The organism is Pseudomonadota bacterium (assembly GCA_026388315.1).
In the GTDB taxonomy this organism is placed as follows: domain Bacteria; phylum Desulfobacterota; class Syntrophorhabdia; order Syntrophorhabdales; family Syntrophorhabdaceae; genus MWEV01.
The window spans coordinates 1-16,254 of record JAPLKA010000123.1; the positions used below are offsets into that span (position 1 = coordinate 1).

Sequence of the window (16,254 nt, forward strand, 5' to 3'; positions counted from 1 at the left end):
AATGTAACCCTCAACGTGGAACTCGTCACCCCCATCGCCCTGGAGAAGGAACTCCGCTTCGCCATCAGGGAAGGGGGCAAGACCGTAGGTGCTGGCGTTGTGACTGAGATAATAGAGTAGAGGGGAAGAAGATGAGGCAACTTGTAATACTTGCATGTACAGAATGCAAAAACAGGAATTATACGACTACGAAAAACAAACAAAAGACGCCAGACCGTCTCGAAATCAAGAAGTTTTGTAAATCTTGCAAGAGACATACTGCACACAGGGAAACAAAATAAAAAAGGCCAGTAGCTCTAACGGATAGAGCACCGGACTCCAAATCCGGGTGTTGGGGGTTCGAATCCCTCCTGGCCTGTATATTTTGGAGATAATATGGATTTTAAAGATAAGCTGGATAAGATTAAGGAATATTTCAGAGAGGTATATCTAGAGACGAAAAGGGTCACCTGGCCATCAAAAAATGATGCCATAAAAGGGACTTATATCGTTCTGATAACAGTTGTGATAGCATCAATATTCCTTGGGATTGTGGACGTGGGATTGGCTAAGATCATACAGGTATTATTACGTGGATAATCAGACGGAAAGAGACATGGAAAAGAAATGGTACGTAGTCCATACGTATTCAGGTTATGAACAGAAGGTAAGAGAGAATCTTGAAGATAACATAAAAAACAGTAAAATGGATGATTATTTCGGCGACATTATCGTTCCTTCAGAGATAATCATGGAGCGGATAAAAGGCCAGGTAAAGAAAACCCAGAGAACGGTTTTCCCGGGTTATATTATTGTGAACATGTTGATGAATAATGATACATGGTACCTTGTAAGAAACACACCAAAGGTAACCGGTTTTGTAGGGTATGACAAAATGAACCCTCCTCCCTTACCGGAGAAAGAGGTAGACGAAATTCTCTTTGCGATTCAGGAAGGGAAAGGGAAAATCAAACCAAAGATACGATTTGAGAAAGGTGATAATATTAAGGTCACTGAAGGGCCTTTTACCAATTTTACAGGAAGCGTTGAGGAGATAAAACCCGAAAAGGGGAAGGTGAAGGTACTTCTCAATATTTTTGGCAGGACCACACCTGTGGAGCTGGATTTTATTCAGATAGAGAAAACGTAAAGGAGTCAGGAAATGGCAAAAAAAGTTGTGGCTATGGTGAAATTGCAGTTACAAGCCGGTCAGGCTACCCCGTCACCCCCTGTTGGGCCGGCCCTCGGCCAGCATGGTGTTAATATAATGGAGTTTTGCAAGGCCTTTAATGAGAGGACAAAGGGTCAGGAAGGCACAATAATCCCAGCTCTGATCACTATCTTTTCGGACAGAACATTCACTTTTATAACGAAAACACCCCCTGCAACTTTTTTAATTAAAAGGTCGGCAAAGTTGGCAAAAGGTGCCAATAATCCAAAGAAAGAGGTTGCCGGAAGCATAACAAAATCACAGATCAAAGAAATTGCGCAACTCAAGATGCAGGACCTCAATGCGAAAGATATGGAAGGTGCAATAAAGATCATAGAAGGCAGTACGCGGAGCATGGGTATCGAAGTAGTAGAGGGGTAATAATGATCGGGGTTTCTTGAACCCTCGAACTCTCGAATTTAATATAGAGGTGAAGCGAAATGGCAAAAAAAGCAAAAAAATATGCTGAGGCAAGAAATAAGATAGACAGGGAAAAGCTTTACGACATGGAAGAAGCCCTTGGTATTCTACCTCAAGTTACCTATGCAAAGTTTGATGAAACCGTAGAAGTGGCACTGAGGCTTGGTGTTGACCCGAGACATGCCGATCAGATGGTGAGAGGGAGTGTTGCGCTACCAAACGGGTTGGGTAAACAGGTAAAAGTGCTTGTTTTCGCAAAAGGACAGAAGGAAAAAGAGGCGCAGGAAGCTGGTGCGGACTATGTTGGTGCTGAAGACTTTATTGAGAAGATACAAAAAGGATGGCTGGATTTTGATAAGACCATCGCTACCCCCGATATAATGGGGGCGGTTAGTAAACTTGGAAAAATACTGGGCCCGAGGGGTCTCATGCCGAACCCTAAGGTTGGAACCGTTACTTTTGATATTGCCAAAACCGTGAAAGAGATGAAGGCAGGAAGAGTTGAATTCAGGGTAGATAAGGCAGGAAACCTGCATGTCCCGGTCGGCAAAATAAGTTTTGGCAAGGAAAAGATACTGGGAAATATCAATTCACTCCTCGAAACCGTTATCAGATTGAAACCATCTTCAAGCAAAGGCACTTATATAAAAGGGATGGCCGTTTGCACAACAATGAGTCCCGGGATAAAAATTGACCCGATTTATGTGAGGAATTTAACCAAATAGGGAAGAAGTCAGAGACAGCAGGTGTGGTGCCTGGGTGCCATTAAACGAATACGGCCTGCCGAGGCTTTAGAAAATCTTTGTCTCCCTGACTTTCCATATATTACAAGAAAGGAGGGATGAAAACCATTGGAACGAGCGAAAAAAAAGACAGTAGTTGCGGAATTGGGTGAAAAACTCAAACGGATGAATTCCATGTTCCTCGCGGAATACAGCGGTCTGAATGTGGCTCAAATCACGCGCTTAAGAAAAGAATTGAGAAATGTGGATGTTGAGTTCAGCGTAGTGAAAAACAGCCTTTTGAAAATCGCGTCGGGAGGAACAAAAGCAGAAGCAATACGGGACAAGTTTATAGGTCCAAATGCAATTGTCTGTATTTACAAGGACCCTATAAGCGCTGCCAAGGTGTTGGCAGGTTTGGCTAAAGATATACCCCTGCTAAAGCTTAAGGCAGGTTTTCTGGGTACCCAGATCTTAAATGCCGAAGAGATACTCAAGCTTGCTACGGTACCTTCAAAAGAGATACTTATTGCAAGGCTTATGGGTTTACTCCAGGGGACGACCCAGAGACTTCTGTATGTGCTTTCTGGAAATGTAAGCAAGCTGATGATGACATTAAATGCTATTAAAATGCAAAAAGAACAAGCCTGAAGGAGGTATTGAATGAGCGTTACAAAAGAAGACGTGATACAGTTTATTGAGAACATGACAGTTCTTGAACTCTCTGAGTTTATTAAAGCCCTTGAGGACAAATTTGGCGTCCAGGCAGCGATGCCCATGATGGCTGCTCAGGCAGGCGGCCAGGCGGCACCGGCCCAGGAAGCGGCACCAGTTGAGGAAAAAACAGAATTTAATGTAATTCTCACTGGATATGAAGCAGAGAAGAAGATACAGGTAATAAAAGTAGTCAGGGCCATCACAAGCCTTGGTCTCAAGGAAGCGAAAGACCTTGTTGAAGGCGTACCAAAACCAGTTAAGGAAGGTGTTTCTAAGGACGAGGCCGCAAATATCAAAAAACAACTCGAAGAAGTAAGCGCACAGGTAAAAGTAGAGTAATAAATAGCGTGGAGCGTGGAGCGTTTAGCGTAGAGGTTTTTGTTTTTCCTATACGCTATCCGCTCCGCGCTATCCGCTAATAACCGTGAGGTGAAAAATAGTATGAGGGAAACTTTCCATAACAGGATTTTTAGGAAGAATTACGGGAAGATTAAAGAGGTTCTTGAAATTCCAAATCTTATTGAGATTCAGCTCGATTCGTACGAAAAGTTTTTACAGCAGGATACACCGGCTGAAAAGAGAGAAAATGTAGGGCTTCAGGGTGTTTTCAACAGTGTTTTCCCTATTAAGGATTCCCATGAAACAACGACTCTGGAGTTTGTAAAATATGAGATAGCCGATCCAAAGAATTCGGAAGAGGAATGTCTGTTCAGGGGATTAACATACGCTGCCCCTATGAGAGTCAGGATACGTCTTGTTGTCTGGAATATCGATCCTGATACGAAAGCAAGAGATATCAGGGCCGTAAAAGAACAGGATGTTTATTTCGGAGAAATTCCTCTTATGACTGAAAGAGGGACATTTATCATAAATGGCACTGAAAGGGCGGTGGTCAGTCAGCTCCACAGATCCCCGGGTGTTTATTTTGATTCAGATCAGTCAAAATCACTTCTGGGGGGTGGTTTATCTTATACAGCAAGGATAATTCCATACAGAGGTTCATGGTTGGACTTTGAGTTTGACCATAAAGAACTTGTTTATGTTCGAATAGATAAAAAGAAAAAGATACACGTAACCCTCTTTCTTAAAGCCCTCGGCTACACAAAGAAAGATATTCTCGATTACTTTTATAGAAAAGAGAAGGTCGTTGTAAAGGGAGAAAGATTATTCAAACAAACGCCACTCGCACTCCTTGTTGGACAAAAAGCGACATCTGATATTGTTAATGAGGCTACAGACGAAGTATTGGTAAAAAAGCATAAGAAGATCACAAAAGCAGTTGTGAAAAAAATGGAGCTTGCCAATATTCATGAAATACCGGTAGAAGAAGACGATATTATTGGTAAAGTTACTTCTGATGATATTGTTGACCCTCAGACAAAAGAAATCCTGATTGCGATAAATAAAGAGATAACAAAAGACGATCTGGCAAAGGTTGTAGGAAAAAAGGTGAAAGAATTTGAGATACTCTTCATTGATAATCTGAATGTAAGCCCATCTTTGAGCAAGACTCTGGCTGAAGACAAGGCAAATGTCAAGGAGGAGGCCCTTCTTGAAATATACAGGAAGTTGAGGCCGGGAGACCCGCCAACGATAGAATTTGCTGAGGCACTCATTAATAACATGTTTTTTAGTCCTGAGAGATATGATCTCTCAAGGGTGGGCAGGCTTAAAATCAATCACCGGTTTGGACTGAGTGTCCCTCTTGAAAACACTATCCTACGGAAGGAGGACATCCTCGAAGTCATCAGGAATCTGCTGAAATTAAAAGATACACGAGGGCAGAGCGATGACATTGACCACCTCGGAAACAGAAGGGTAAGAACTGTAGGAGAGCTTCTTGAGAATCAGTTCAGAATGGGCCTTGTCAGAATGGAAAGGGCTATAAAGGAAAGGCTTACCTTCCCCGAAATGGAAACCCTGATGCCCCACGACTTAGTCAATCCAAAACCCGTTGCAACTGCAGTAAAAGACTTCTTTGCAAGCAGCCAGCTCTCGCAGTTTATGGATCAGACAAACCCTTTAAGCGAGATAACCCATAAGAGGCGCTTAAGTGCCCTTGGCCCCGGAGGCCTCACAAGAGAGCGGGCAGGTTTTGAGGTAAGGGACGTTCATCCAACTCACTATGGAAGGATATGCCCCGTAGAAACACCTGAAGGGCCAAATATCGGTTTGATTGCCTCTCTTGCAACATATGCCAAGGTAAATGAGTTTGGATTTATTGAGACGCCTTACAGAGAGGTGGTGAACGGCAGGCTGACAGATAAAGTAAAATATTTAAGCGCCCTCGAAGAAGAACCGTATTATATTGCTCAGGCAAATACACCGGTTGATGAAAACGGTAAATTCACGGCAGACCTTATCACTGCGCATAGTTTTGTGAAGGCCGGAGAGTTTTTTCTGGTCAGGCCTGAACAGGTAAATTACATGGATGTCTCACCAAAACAGATCGTTAGTGTTTCGGCATCACTTATACCCTTTTTGGAGCACGACGATGCAAACCGTGCGCTCATGGGTTCGAACATGCAAAGGCAGGCGGTGCCATTAATTATCACTGAGGCTCCTTTAATCGGTACTGGCATGGAGAAGATTGTCGGAAGGGATTCCAGGGTTACCATAACGACAAAGCACAGTGGTGTCGTGAAGAGTGTTGATGCAAACAGAATTATTGTGCAATATGAAGAAAAAGAAGGTCACGAAGAACCGGTCACCAAGATCGATGTATATAATCTGTTGAAATTCAGGAGATCGAACCAGGATACCTGCATTAACCAGAGGGTCATTGTGCATGAGGACGACTATGTGAAAAAAGGGGATGTCCTTGCAGACGGTCCCTCCACAGACAGGGGCGAACTTGCCCTTGGCAAGAATGTCATGGTCGCTTTTATGCCATGGAGGGGATACAACTACGAGGATTCAGTATTGGTCAACGAGAGACTTGTTAAAGAGGATGTCCTCACGTCTATCCATATAGAGGAACTCGAATGTGTGGTGAGAGATACCAAGCTTGGTAAAGAGGAAGTGACGCGGGATATCCCGAGCGTAGGCGATGAAGCCCTTAAAGACCTCGATGAGAGCGGTATTATAAGGATTGGTGCTACAGTAAAACCTGGAAATATTCTCGTTGGTAAGGTTACTCCAAAAGGTGAAACGCAACTTACCCCCGAGGAGAAACTGCTCCGTGCAATTTTCGGAGAAAAGGCAGGCGATGTAAAAGATACATCCTTACGGGTACCGCATGGGATAGAAGGTATCGTAATAGATGTAAAAGTGCTATCGAGAAGAGGCATTGACAAAGATGACCGCAGCAGACTCATCGAAGATATAGAGATATCGAATATCCTGAAGGATCAGGAAGATCAGATTAAAATTATTCTCGAAAGCACGAAAGAAAAAATCGGGGGCGTTTTCTTCGGGATGAATGCACCGGTTGGCATAAAGGACGAAAAAGGGAAAACGATTGTAAAGAAAGGCGATGCCCTTACAAAGGAAAAGGTGAAAAACATAAGCCTGGATAAATTGCAGGGAGTAGATTTCGGGGATAAAGAGACAGAGGGAAAAATTTCAAAAATCCTCGACAGCAAAGAAAACCAGATAGAGATTATTAAACTTTATTACGAAGATAAAATTAACAAGATCAAGAAAGGCGACGAACTCGCTCCAGGTGTCATTAAAACAACCAAAGTGTATGTGGCAATGAAAAGGAAGGTTGCAGTCGGGGATAAGATTTCCGGAAGGCACGGGAACAAAGGTATCGTATCTATCATCCTTCCCGAAGAAGATATGCCATTTATGGAAGATGGCACGCCCATTGACCTCGTTCTCAACCCCCTGGGGGTTCCGTCAAGGATGAATGCCGGCCAGATTCTTGAAACACACCTCGGCTGGGCTTCAAAGGAACTTGGCAACAAAATAGGGGAATTGGTTGATAATTACTATAAGAAGAGTTGCGCCCCCCATGTGATAAAGGACTACCTCAAAAAGATTTTTGATCACGGAGAATTGGATAATTTCATTGAGCGTTTAAAGGACGAGGAATTAGTTCAACTTGCTGAAAAGATGAGAAACGGGGTGGATATTGCAGTACCGGTTTTTGATGGCGCAAAAGAGGATGAAATCAATGAGCTGTTTAAAATGGCAGGATTGGGAGATAGCAGGCAGGCCCTGTTGTGCGACGGAAGAACGGGAGAACATTTCCACCATAAGATTACCATAGGCAACATGTATTTCTTAAAACTCCATCATCTTGTGGATGATAAAATACATGCACGGTCTATCGGGCCTTATTCACTTGTTACCCAGCAGCCGCTTGGAGGTAAGGCACAATTTGGTGGTCAGAGACTCGGCGAGATGGAGGTGTGGGCCCTTGAAGCCTATGGCGCTTCCTATTCTTTACAGGAATTTCTTACGATCAAGTCAGATGACGTAAACGGGAGAATAAGGGCGTATGAGGCTATCGTAAAGGGTGAGGATGTGCTTGAGCCCAATCTGCCGGAATCATTTAACGTATTAGTGAAAGAACTGCAAAGTTTATGCATAAATATAGACCTCATGAAAGATGAATAAAGAAAAGCAGTGTTGAGTGCTAAAAACCTAAAACTTAAAACTCCCGCCGAAGGCGGGTAGGAGGCAAGCATTGGACGATTATTTTAGAGTTTTTGACAAACAGAAGGACCCTTTAGCTTATTCGGCGATAAAAATATCATTGGCCTCTCCGGAATTGATCGAGAAATGGTCATGCGGAGAAGTAAAAAAACCTGAAACCATTAATTACAGGACGTTCAAGCCGGAGAGAGACGGGCTTTTTTGTGCAAAGATCTTCGGTCCGGTAAAGGATTATGAATGTATATGCGGGAAATACAAAAGGATGAAACACAGAGGCATTATATGTGAAAAGTGCGGAGTTGAGGTCATCCAGTCAAAGGTTCGACGGGAAAGAATGGGCCATATAAAGCTTGCATGTCCTGTTGCGCATATATGGTTTTTGAAGAGTATGCCGAGCAAGATCGGTACGTTGCTTGAGCTTACCATCAAAGAAGTGGAGAGAGTCCTGTATTTTGAAATGTATATCGTGATTGAGCCAGGTTCCTCTCCCTATGAATTTTGTGAACTTATCAGTGAGGAAAAATACATAGAGGCAAGAGATAAATACGGAGAAGGTTTTCGGGGAGGCATAGGCGCCGAGGCAATGAGAGAATGCCTTAAAAAGATAGATATTGAAGAGGTAACAAACAAACTCAGGGAAGAAATGAGGGAAGCAGCAAGTGATGCCAAGAAGAAAAAGCTTGCCAGGAGACTCAAGGTTGTCGATGCATTCAGGGCTTCGAAAGTTAAACCTGATTGGATGATCCTTGATATTATTCCGGTGCTTCCACCTGAGCTGAGGCCGCTTGTGCCATTAGATGGCGGAAGGTTTGCAACTTCTGATCTTAATGACCTTTACAGAAGGGTGATCAACCGGAACAATAGACTAAAGAGACTCATGGAGCTCAATGCACCGGAAATTATTATCAGAAATGAAAAAAGGATGTTACAGGAGGCGGTGGATGCCCTTTTTGACAATTCGAAGAGAGGCAGGGTTGTGACCGGGGCCAGCAAAAGACCATTAAAATCTCTTAGCGATATGCTTCGCGGGAAGCAGGGTAGATTCCGTCAAAACCTCCTCGGCAAGAGGGTTGATTATTCGGGAAGGTCCGTTATTGTGGTGGGCCCTCACTTAAGGCTGCATCAGTGTGGTCTTCCGAAGTATATGGCATTGGAGCTTTTTAAGCCTTTTGTTTATAACAGGCTGATTAAGCAAGGGTTTGCAACAACCATTAAGAACGCAAAAAAGATTGTAGAAAAGGAAAGATCCGAAGTATGGGATGTCCTTGAAGAGGTGATAAAAGAGCATCCGGTGCTTCTCAACAGGGCACCTACACTTCACAGGCTTGGCATACAGGCATTTGAGCCGCAGTTGATTGATGGCAAAGCCATTCAGCTCCATCCTCTTGTTTGTCCGGCCTACAATGCAGACTTCGACGGAGACCAGATGGCAGTCCATATACCTCTTTCAATAGAGGCACAGACTGAAGCAAGAGTTCTCATGATGTCAACGAATAATATTCTCTCCCCGGCAAACGGAAGGCCTATTATTGTCCCTACCCAGGATATTGTTCTTGGACTTTATTATCTTACGATTGAACGAAAATACAGGCCAGGGGAATCGAAAGACTCCCGGGAATTTTCCATGAGTGAATTCATTCAGCATTTCAATGTGGGAAAGCTGTGTGAGGAAATCAATAATGACGCTTACGGAATAAAGCTCCAATCAAGAGATAATACAATCGATAGATTAAATGAAATTATGAAAATCCCAAATCTTCATGAGATTATCGCAAAGAAAAAGAAGCACGTGAAATTTGCGGAATATATCCAAAAGCTTATCGATAAAGTAAAGGGTTATAAATACAAGAATACCGAACTGTCAGCAGAGCAACAAAGGACAATTCATGAGCTGAATAGATTCATTTTACAAACAGTCTATCCGCAGAGTTGCCCCCGATTACGGAAAAGATTTATGTTTGCAGATCCGGAAGAAGTGATGATGGCATATGAGTCCGGTGAAGTTGACCTTCATGCAAGAATAAAAGTCAGGATAAACGACGGCTTTATTGATACTACAGTGGGAAGGGTAATCCTGATGGATGTTATAGAAAATGCCCTGATGGAACTGGAAGAAGAAAAGCGGAAAAAAATGTTACATGAGATGTTCAGCATGATAAACAGGGTTATGGATAAAAAGACCATTGCCCAGTTGGTTGATAAATGTTACAGGGAGGCAGGTGAGAAGAGCACAGTAATTATCTCGGACAGATTAAAGGACCTCGGTTATTTCTATGCTACGTTGGGGGGAATATCTATCAGTATTGATGATATGATAGTACCCAGCAAGAAAAAAGAGCTTATCGACAGGGCCGAAGAGAGGGTTAAAGAGGTGCAGGGCCAGTACCAGGAAGGCCTTATTACCGACGGAGAACGTTATAACCAGGTAATAGATATATGGGCTACTGTAACCGAAGAGATAGCAGATGAACTTATGGATGAGCTTGGTTCGGAAGAGGTTAAGGATCCGGAGGGTCAGCCCATTTTGGGTTCAAGCGGGAAACCGGAAAAACAGAATAGCTTAAACCCGATATTCATGATGGCACATTCCGGCGCAAGGGGAAATGCACAGCAGATAAGACAGCTTGCAGGCATGAGAGGCTTGATGGCTACGCCTTCAGGAGAGATTATCGAGACGCCCATTACGAGCAACTTCAGAGAAGGCCTTACCGTGCAACAGTACTTTATATCTACCCATGGTGCGAGGAAGGGTCTGGCAGATACGGCACTCAAGACTGCAAACTCAGGGTATCTCACAAGAAGACTTGTAGATGCAGCACAGGATGTAGTTGTATCGGAGTATGACTGCGGCACCTTTGACGGAATTGAAAAAAGCCCTTTGGTGGAAGGCGGTGAGGTTATAGAAAGGCTGGATGCGAGGGTGCTCGGAAGAGTTGTCCTTGAAGATTTAAAAGACCCCGACGGGGAGATTATTGTTAGAAAAAATGAAGAGATACGCGAAGAGCACCTCAAGAAGATTGAGGAGGCAGGATTCGAGAAAATCAAGATACGTTCGGTTCTCACATGCAGGTCAAAACGGGGTGTCTGTGTGCTCTGCTACGGCAGGGACCTTGCAAGGGGCCGGTTGGTAAGTATTGGTGAGGCCGTTGGAATTATTGCAGCACAGTCAATCGGTGAACCGGGAACGCAGCTTACCATGAGAACGTTCCATATAGGCGGGACTGCTTCAAGAAGGGTTGAACAGTCTACACTGGAAGCAAGAAATGACGGCAACCTCAAATATATAAATGTCAAAGTCGTGAATAACAGAGAAGGTGTGCCGGTTGTTATGAACAGGAATGGTGAAATTGCCATTGTCGATGAAACAGGAAGAGAAAGAGAGCGATATTCTGTTATTTATGGGGCCAAACTGAAAGAAGCTGATGGAGAATTTGTGAAAAAAGGACAGACACTCGCAGAGTGGGACCCCTATACAATACCTATCCTCTCCGAAGTATCCGGAAAGGTCAAGTTTGGCGATATTGCCGAAGGCATGACAATGCAGGAGAGCAAGGACGAAGTTACCGGTCTTTCATACAGGGTTATTGTGGAGCCACGGGATGCGGATTTGAGGCCAAGAATCTCCATAAAGGACGATAAGGGGAAGACGATTGTTGTGCCAAGCACGACAAGCCAGGCCCGGTATATATTGCCTGTAGGCGCACATATAGTTGTCAGCGAAGGGGATGATATACATGCCGGCGATGTTGTATCAAAAATACCGAGGGAAACCACGAAAACAAAAGATATTACCGGTGGCCTTCCAAGGGTGGCTGAACTTTTTGAGGCACGGCGGCCAAAGGAAAATGCAACGGTAACTGAGGTGAACGGGTTTGTCTCTTTTGGAAAGACCTCAAAAGGTAAGAGGGAGATATTTGTTAAGTCGGAGAGAGGTGAGGCGATTAAATACATCATCCCGCGAGGGAAGCATATCATTGTCCATGAAGGGGATTACGTGAAGGCCGGCGAGCCGCTGATGGATGGTCCTGTGAGCCCCCATGATGTACTCCGTATTCTTGGAATTAAAGCCCTTGCAAGCTATCTTGTGGACGAGATCCAGGAGGTATACCAGTTGCAAGGTGTAAAAATCAACGATAAGCACATTGAAGTTATCGTGAGACAGATGTTGAAGAGGGTAAGGATAAAGGATGTTGGTGATACCAACTTTATAATTGACAACCCCGTTGAAGGGTGGGTTTTTGAAGAAGAGAACAGGCGAGTTATGGAAGCCGGAGGAAGACCTGCTAAAGCGGAACCTTTATTCCTCGGGATTACAAAGGCCTCTCTCATTACAGATAGCTTTATTTCAGCGGCGAGCTTTCAGGATACAACCAAAGTCCTTACACAAGCTTCAATAGAGGGAAGGGTGGATTACCTGAGAGGGCTTAAAGAAAATGTGATTATGGGAAGAATTATCCCTGCAGGTACAGGATACTCCCGTTACAGGCACTATGATATGACAGTACTCGATAAGTCAGAAGAGGCCAGGGAGAAGTTGTCAGGGGCCGAGGTTTCTTAACTTCCTGTCTGCAATAATAGCTTCTTCGCTTTTCGGATAAAGCTCTATAACCTTTTTGAAGATGGTTATAGAGCTTTTTTTGTCCTTCAGATAACTGAATGCCTCTGCCTGTGACAACAGGGCTCTGGGAACCTTGTCGCTCTTGGGGTATTTGTCGTAGACTTCCTGGAAATTTAAAATTGCATTGTCGTAATTCTTCAAATTCATGTAGCTTTCCCCGAGCCAGAAATATGCATTGGGTGCAAGAGGCGTTTTACTATACTTTGCTATGAAATGTGTGAATTTTTCAATTGACTCTTCATAGGACCCTTTTTGAAAGGTATCAAAGGCCTCTCTGTATGAAGCTTCATAGTTTGCATCGTCAACAGGTTGAGGAATGGGTGCTATTGGTGAATGTGCCTGCGGCTTCAGCCCCGATTTCTTTAAGACATTTATTTCGGTCTTTGTTTCATTCCAGTATATCTGTAATTGGTGTTCCAGTTCATCCAGTTTGCCGAGCATGATCTTTGTATTGTTTTCTCTATTGTCAGCCGAGGTGGATATATTGATAATCTGTTTCCCCAGGGTTTGATTATCTTTTGAAAGGGCAGATAGTTTGCCATCTGTTTCGGCTTTATAACGGTTTAATTCAATATTGAGAGAATTTACACTTTGTTGAAGTCTGGTAAGTTCATCGGTAGATGTACAACCGAAAAAGCCAAACAACAAAGAAACGCATAGCACATAGCGAAGAGCGGAGAGCAGAGAGCGGAGAGCGGATAGCGTCGAGAATCCGGGTAGTCGAGGGTTACAATCGCCTGACCCCTTGACCCCTTGACTCCTTGACCCCTGTAAAATTGCCCATTGAGTGTCTTTCGTTTTCATGTGCTCCACCTCTTATTTAATCAATTTTAATATTGGCACGTCTATTCCTTGCCCAGGAATCTTCGGTATGTCCAGCGTCAACAGGGAGTTCCTTGCCATAGGATATTGTCTTAATTCTTCCAGCATCCACACCTGATTTTGTTAAGTAAGCCTTTACTACTTCAGCTCTTTTCTGACCGAGCGCTAAGTTGTATTCCACTGTGCCTTTTTCGTCACAGTGGCCTTCAATAATGATTATTATGTTTTTATTCTGTTTTAACCAGTTCCCCGTTTCATTCAATTGCCGGAAATACTCATCTTTGATCACGTAGCTGTCAAAATCAAAGAGGACATCTTTAAACTGTGTTGCACTTTTTTGATCTTTGAGGGATAAATCTCTCATTCTGTCCCGGTCTCTTCTTGCCAGTTCCTCTTCTAATACCTCACCATCTTTAAGCTTTTTATCACTTTGCGAATCATATTTACCCTGCTGAACGGACTGTAATTGCTGCTGATCAGCAGGGGATATCTGGACGGCTTTTTGTGCACACCCCATACCCACTAAAATGAACATCCCCAATAAAACTGCTAAAAATTTCATATTACCCCCTTCTTTATTAGCGTGTAGCGGAGAGCGGATAGCGTGGATAGGAAAAACAAAAACCTCTCCGCTACACGCTCCATACTCCACGCTGGAGTTTACGGTACGAATCTCGGTTGCACTTCATCTCCATTATCAGTAAATCTCAACACCCTTTTATTTTCACCATTAAACAACATTACATTTATGGTAGACTTGCCTCCTTTGTTCGACGAGTATATGATATACCTTCCGCATGGCGAGAGATGAGGTGAGTCGTTAATTCCGCCACTGGTAAGGACACGTTGATTTGATCCATCAGGATTCATCGTACAAATCTCAAAAGACCCTTCGAATTTAGCAACGAAAACAATGAGATCCCCCTTGGGTGAAAAATTTGGCGAAGAGTTATAAGACCCTGAATATGTAAGCCTTTTTGTATCACCTGAAACGAGATCTCTTATGAAAATCTGTGGCGTTCCATACATGTCTGATACAAAAACCATCTTTGTACCGTCAGGCGAAAAGGACGGAGAGGTATATATCCCCTCGTTTCGCAGGAGCGATCTTTTGTCCTTTCTGTCCACATCAAGCGCATAAATTGTAGAGTACCTCCCGGAGGTATGCGAATAGGCAAGTGTTGCTTTGTTCGCCATCCAGCTTGTGCCCACTTTCATCCCTTCTTCACGGTCTACAAAGATTTCTCTATTGTTTTCCAAGTCAATGACATAGAGGTTCGGTCTCCCTTCTTTGTATGAGGTATAGGAAAGATATTTTCCATTGGAGGAAACTGAAGGGGAGAGACAAATGCTGCGGTAATTTGTCAGTCTTTTTACATTTTGGCCGTCAATATCCGCCATGTATATGTCTTTCCGGCTCCTGCTTCCAGAGGCAAAGACAACCTTGTTGCTATTAATACCTTTTTCACCGGTAATAGTGAGCAGAATATCGTCAGCCAGCCTGTGTACTACTTTTCTCCACTCTCCGGTCTTTGTTCTGTACCTTTTTGCGAGCATGAGAGAGCCGTCAAAGGTGTCATAAAGGAACGCCTCAAGTGTCAGTTCCCCATCCTTTTCCAGTACCTTTGCCTTGCAGAGCAATTCAATTCCAATGGAGCGCCAGTTGTTGAATTTTATCTCCTGTTTCTCGATGCCTTCATCCGTGAGCTCTTTATCGATTAATGATGGGGGTGCTACAATGATAAATCCGGAAAAATCGAGGTCTTTATGCAAAAGCTCAGTCATATCCATCCTCAACCTGTCCGGCTTTTCCACTTTGAAAGGTGGTACTCCGATCGTTATTTTTTTATAGGATTTACCAAAAACGTCGAGGTATACCTTTGCGTCGGCTAAAGATACTGTAAAAAATAGACATATGCTTAGAATCATTCCTATAAATTTAATTTTTTTCATTCCTTCTCCAGGTATCCATGGTATCCATTAATGCCCTAACATGAGGCAATATGGTTTTCCCTTTTTTTGTTATAATAAAAAATGACCTTCTTAATTCTTTCAAACCATCAATGCGCAGTATCTTTACAGCACCTTTCTTCACTTCACTTTCAATAGCCATTTTTGAAATGTAGGTCATTCCGAGCCCATGTTTTACTGTTTCCTTTATCGCCTCTGTATCGGTAAGCTCTGCAACTACCTTCAAATTATCTGTTATATCGATATGTAAACGCCGTAAGGCTGAATCAAAACAATCCCTTGTCCCTGAACCGGTTTCTCTGATAATAATGGGATAATCCCGTAAATCTTTTATGTTTATAGAGTCAGGAAAGCTTTTTGGTGCAGCAATGACAATCGTGTCGTCAAAGAGCCTTTTATAATTCAAATTCTTGCTAACATCTTTAGCCCCCACAAAACCGATATCTATTTCCCCATGTTCCATTTTTCCGATTATCTCTTTTGAATCGGAAATAATCAGTTTCACTTTGATACCGTCATATTTTTGCTTAAATATATTCAATGCCTGCGGAATGATATAGATACCGGGGATACTGCTTGCGCCCACAAGAATACTTCCTGTTTTAAGTCCTTTAAAGGCATCGATTGCCTCTATCATTTCTTTTTTAAGAGATATAAAATCTTTTGCATAACGAAGAAGAAGCTCACCAGCCCTTGTGAGGGCTACGCTCCGTTTTGTCCTGTCGAGCAGCTTTATTTTAAAGTAATTTTCTAAATCTATTATCTGTTTGCTTACTGTGGGCTGGGTACAGTAAAGCTCTTCCGCTGCCTTTGAAAAGCTTTTTAATTCTGTGATCTTTACAAATGTTTCCAAGTGTCTCAGTTCCATAACTTAAAAACTATGATATATATCCTTTGAATGCAACTAAAATGATACTTTAGTATATATGATACTGCGAATATACTCAACCTCTTTACCACAGTTAGGCTCCAAAAAAAATTGACAATCAATACCTCCGTAAGCTACTCTAAAACGTTTTGAAGTTAAATACTATTTAGCTCACACCGTGAGCGAGAGGGGGAGTCCGGGGTAGAACCTGTGAAATAATCCCCTCATCCGTAACTATTCCGTGGATTAAGTGTGCCGTATATGGTATAATTAACCAGTAAATACAATATGTTGGGGGTATCGGTGGATAATGTGGAGGGAC

14 protein-coding genes and 1 tRNA gene are annotated in these 16,254 nt (G+C 43.0%); 11 read left to right on the plus strand and 4 right to left on the minus strand.

What is annotated here, in order from left to right; translation table 11 throughout:
* The 11 genes from NTX75_17885 to NTX75_17935 all read left to right on the plus strand — a co-directional run.
* Nucleotides 1–120, plus strand: a 120-nt coding sequence (locus NTX75_17885; GenBank protein MCX5818088.1) for an elongation factor Tu, incomplete at its 5' end; no start/stop codon positions are given.
* A gap of 11 nt (nt 121–131) precedes the next feature.
* Nucleotides 132–281: a 50S ribosomal protein L33 gene (gene rpmG, locus NTX75_17890; protein ID MCX5818089.1), complete on the plus strand. Its 150-nt coding sequence runs from the start codon at nt 132–134 to the stop codon at nt 279–281.
* A gap of 3 nt (nt 282–284) precedes the next feature.
* A tRNA-Trp gene (locus NTX75_17895) sits at nt 285–358 on the plus strand.
* A 17-nt stretch (nt 359–375) separates the two neighbouring features.
* Nucleotides 376–579, plus strand: a complete 204-nt coding sequence (gene secE / locus NTX75_17900; GenBank protein ID MCX5818090.1) for a preprotein translocase subunit SecE — start codon at nt 376–378, stop codon at nt 577–579.
* A 16-nt stretch (nt 580–595) separates the two neighbouring features.
* On the plus strand, nt 596–1,129 hold the full coding sequence (nusG, locus tag NTX75_17905) for a transcription termination/antitermination protein NusG (protein ID MCX5818091.1): 534 nt from the start codon (nt 596–598) through the stop codon (nt 1,127–1,129).
* Between the two features lie 12 nt (nt 1,130–1,141).
* Nucleotides 1,142–1,570, plus strand: coding sequence for a 50S ribosomal protein L11 (rplK, locus tag NTX75_17910; GenBank protein ID MCX5818092.1), 429 nt, complete (start codon nt 1,142–1,144; stop codon nt 1,568–1,570).
* A 59-nt stretch (nt 1,571–1,629) separates the two neighbouring features.
* A complete protein-coding gene (gene rplA / locus NTX75_17915; GenBank protein ID MCX5818093.1) occupies nt 1,630–2,334 on the plus strand; it encodes a 50S ribosomal protein L1 in 705 nt (234 codons plus the stop codon).
* Between the two features lie 126 nt (nt 2,335–2,460).
* Nucleotides 2,461–2,982, plus strand: a complete 522-nt coding sequence (rplJ, locus tag NTX75_17920) for a 50S ribosomal protein L10 (protein MCX5818094.1) — start codon at nt 2,461–2,463, stop codon at nt 2,980–2,982.
* A gap of 12 nt (nt 2,983–2,994) precedes the next feature.
* Entirely contained in the window at nt 2,995–3,387 is a 393-nt protein-coding gene (gene rplL / locus NTX75_17925; protein ID MCX5818095.1) for a 50S ribosomal protein L7/L12, read from the plus strand.
* Nucleotides 3,388–3,489: 102 nt separating this feature from the next.
* Complete coding sequence (gene rpoB / locus NTX75_17930) at nt 3,490–7,614, plus strand: DNA-directed RNA polymerase subunit beta (protein ID MCX5818096.1); 4,125 nt, start codon at nt 3,490–3,492, stop codon at nt 7,612–7,614.
* A 70-nt stretch (nt 7,615–7,684) separates the two neighbouring features.
* Nucleotides 7,685–12,211, plus strand: coding sequence for a DNA-directed RNA polymerase subunit beta' (locus tag NTX75_17935; protein ID MCX5818097.1), 4,527 nt, complete (start codon nt 7,685–7,687; stop codon nt 12,209–12,211).
* On the opposite strand, the gene ybgF is transcribed toward NTX75_17935, so the two are convergent.
* The 4 genes from ybgF to NTX75_17955 all read right to left on the minus strand — a co-directional run bounded on the left by ybgF (nt 12,191) and on the right by NTX75_17955 (nt 15,932).
* Complete coding sequence (gene ybgF, locus NTX75_17940) at nt 12,191–13,075, minus strand: tol-pal system protein YbgF (GenBank protein ID MCX5818098.1); 885 nt, start codon at nt 13,073–13,075, stop codon at nt 12,191–12,193. The genes NTX75_17935 and ybgF overlap by 21 nt on opposite strands.
* 16 nt (nt 13,076–13,091) lie before the next feature.
* Nucleotides 13,092–13,655, minus strand: coding sequence for a peptidoglycan-associated lipoprotein Pal (gene pal, locus NTX75_17945; protein ID MCX5818099.1), 564 nt, complete (start codon nt 13,653–13,655; stop codon nt 13,092–13,094).
* A 98-nt stretch (nt 13,656–13,753) separates the two neighbouring features.
* Entirely contained in the window at nt 13,754–15,046 is a 1,293-nt protein-coding gene (locus NTX75_17950) for a hypothetical protein (GenBank protein MCX5818100.1), read from the minus strand.
* The gene (locus tag NTX75_17955; GenBank protein ID MCX5818101.1) at nt 15,033–15,932 is read right to left on the minus strand and encodes a selenium metabolism-associated LysR family transcriptional regulator; all 900 of its coding nucleotides are present in this window, start codon (nt 15,930–15,932) and stop codon (nt 15,033–15,035) included. The genes NTX75_17950 and NTX75_17955 overlap by 14 nt, the downstream gene beginning before the upstream one ends.
* Nucleotides 15,933–16,254 lie beyond the last annotated feature (322 nt).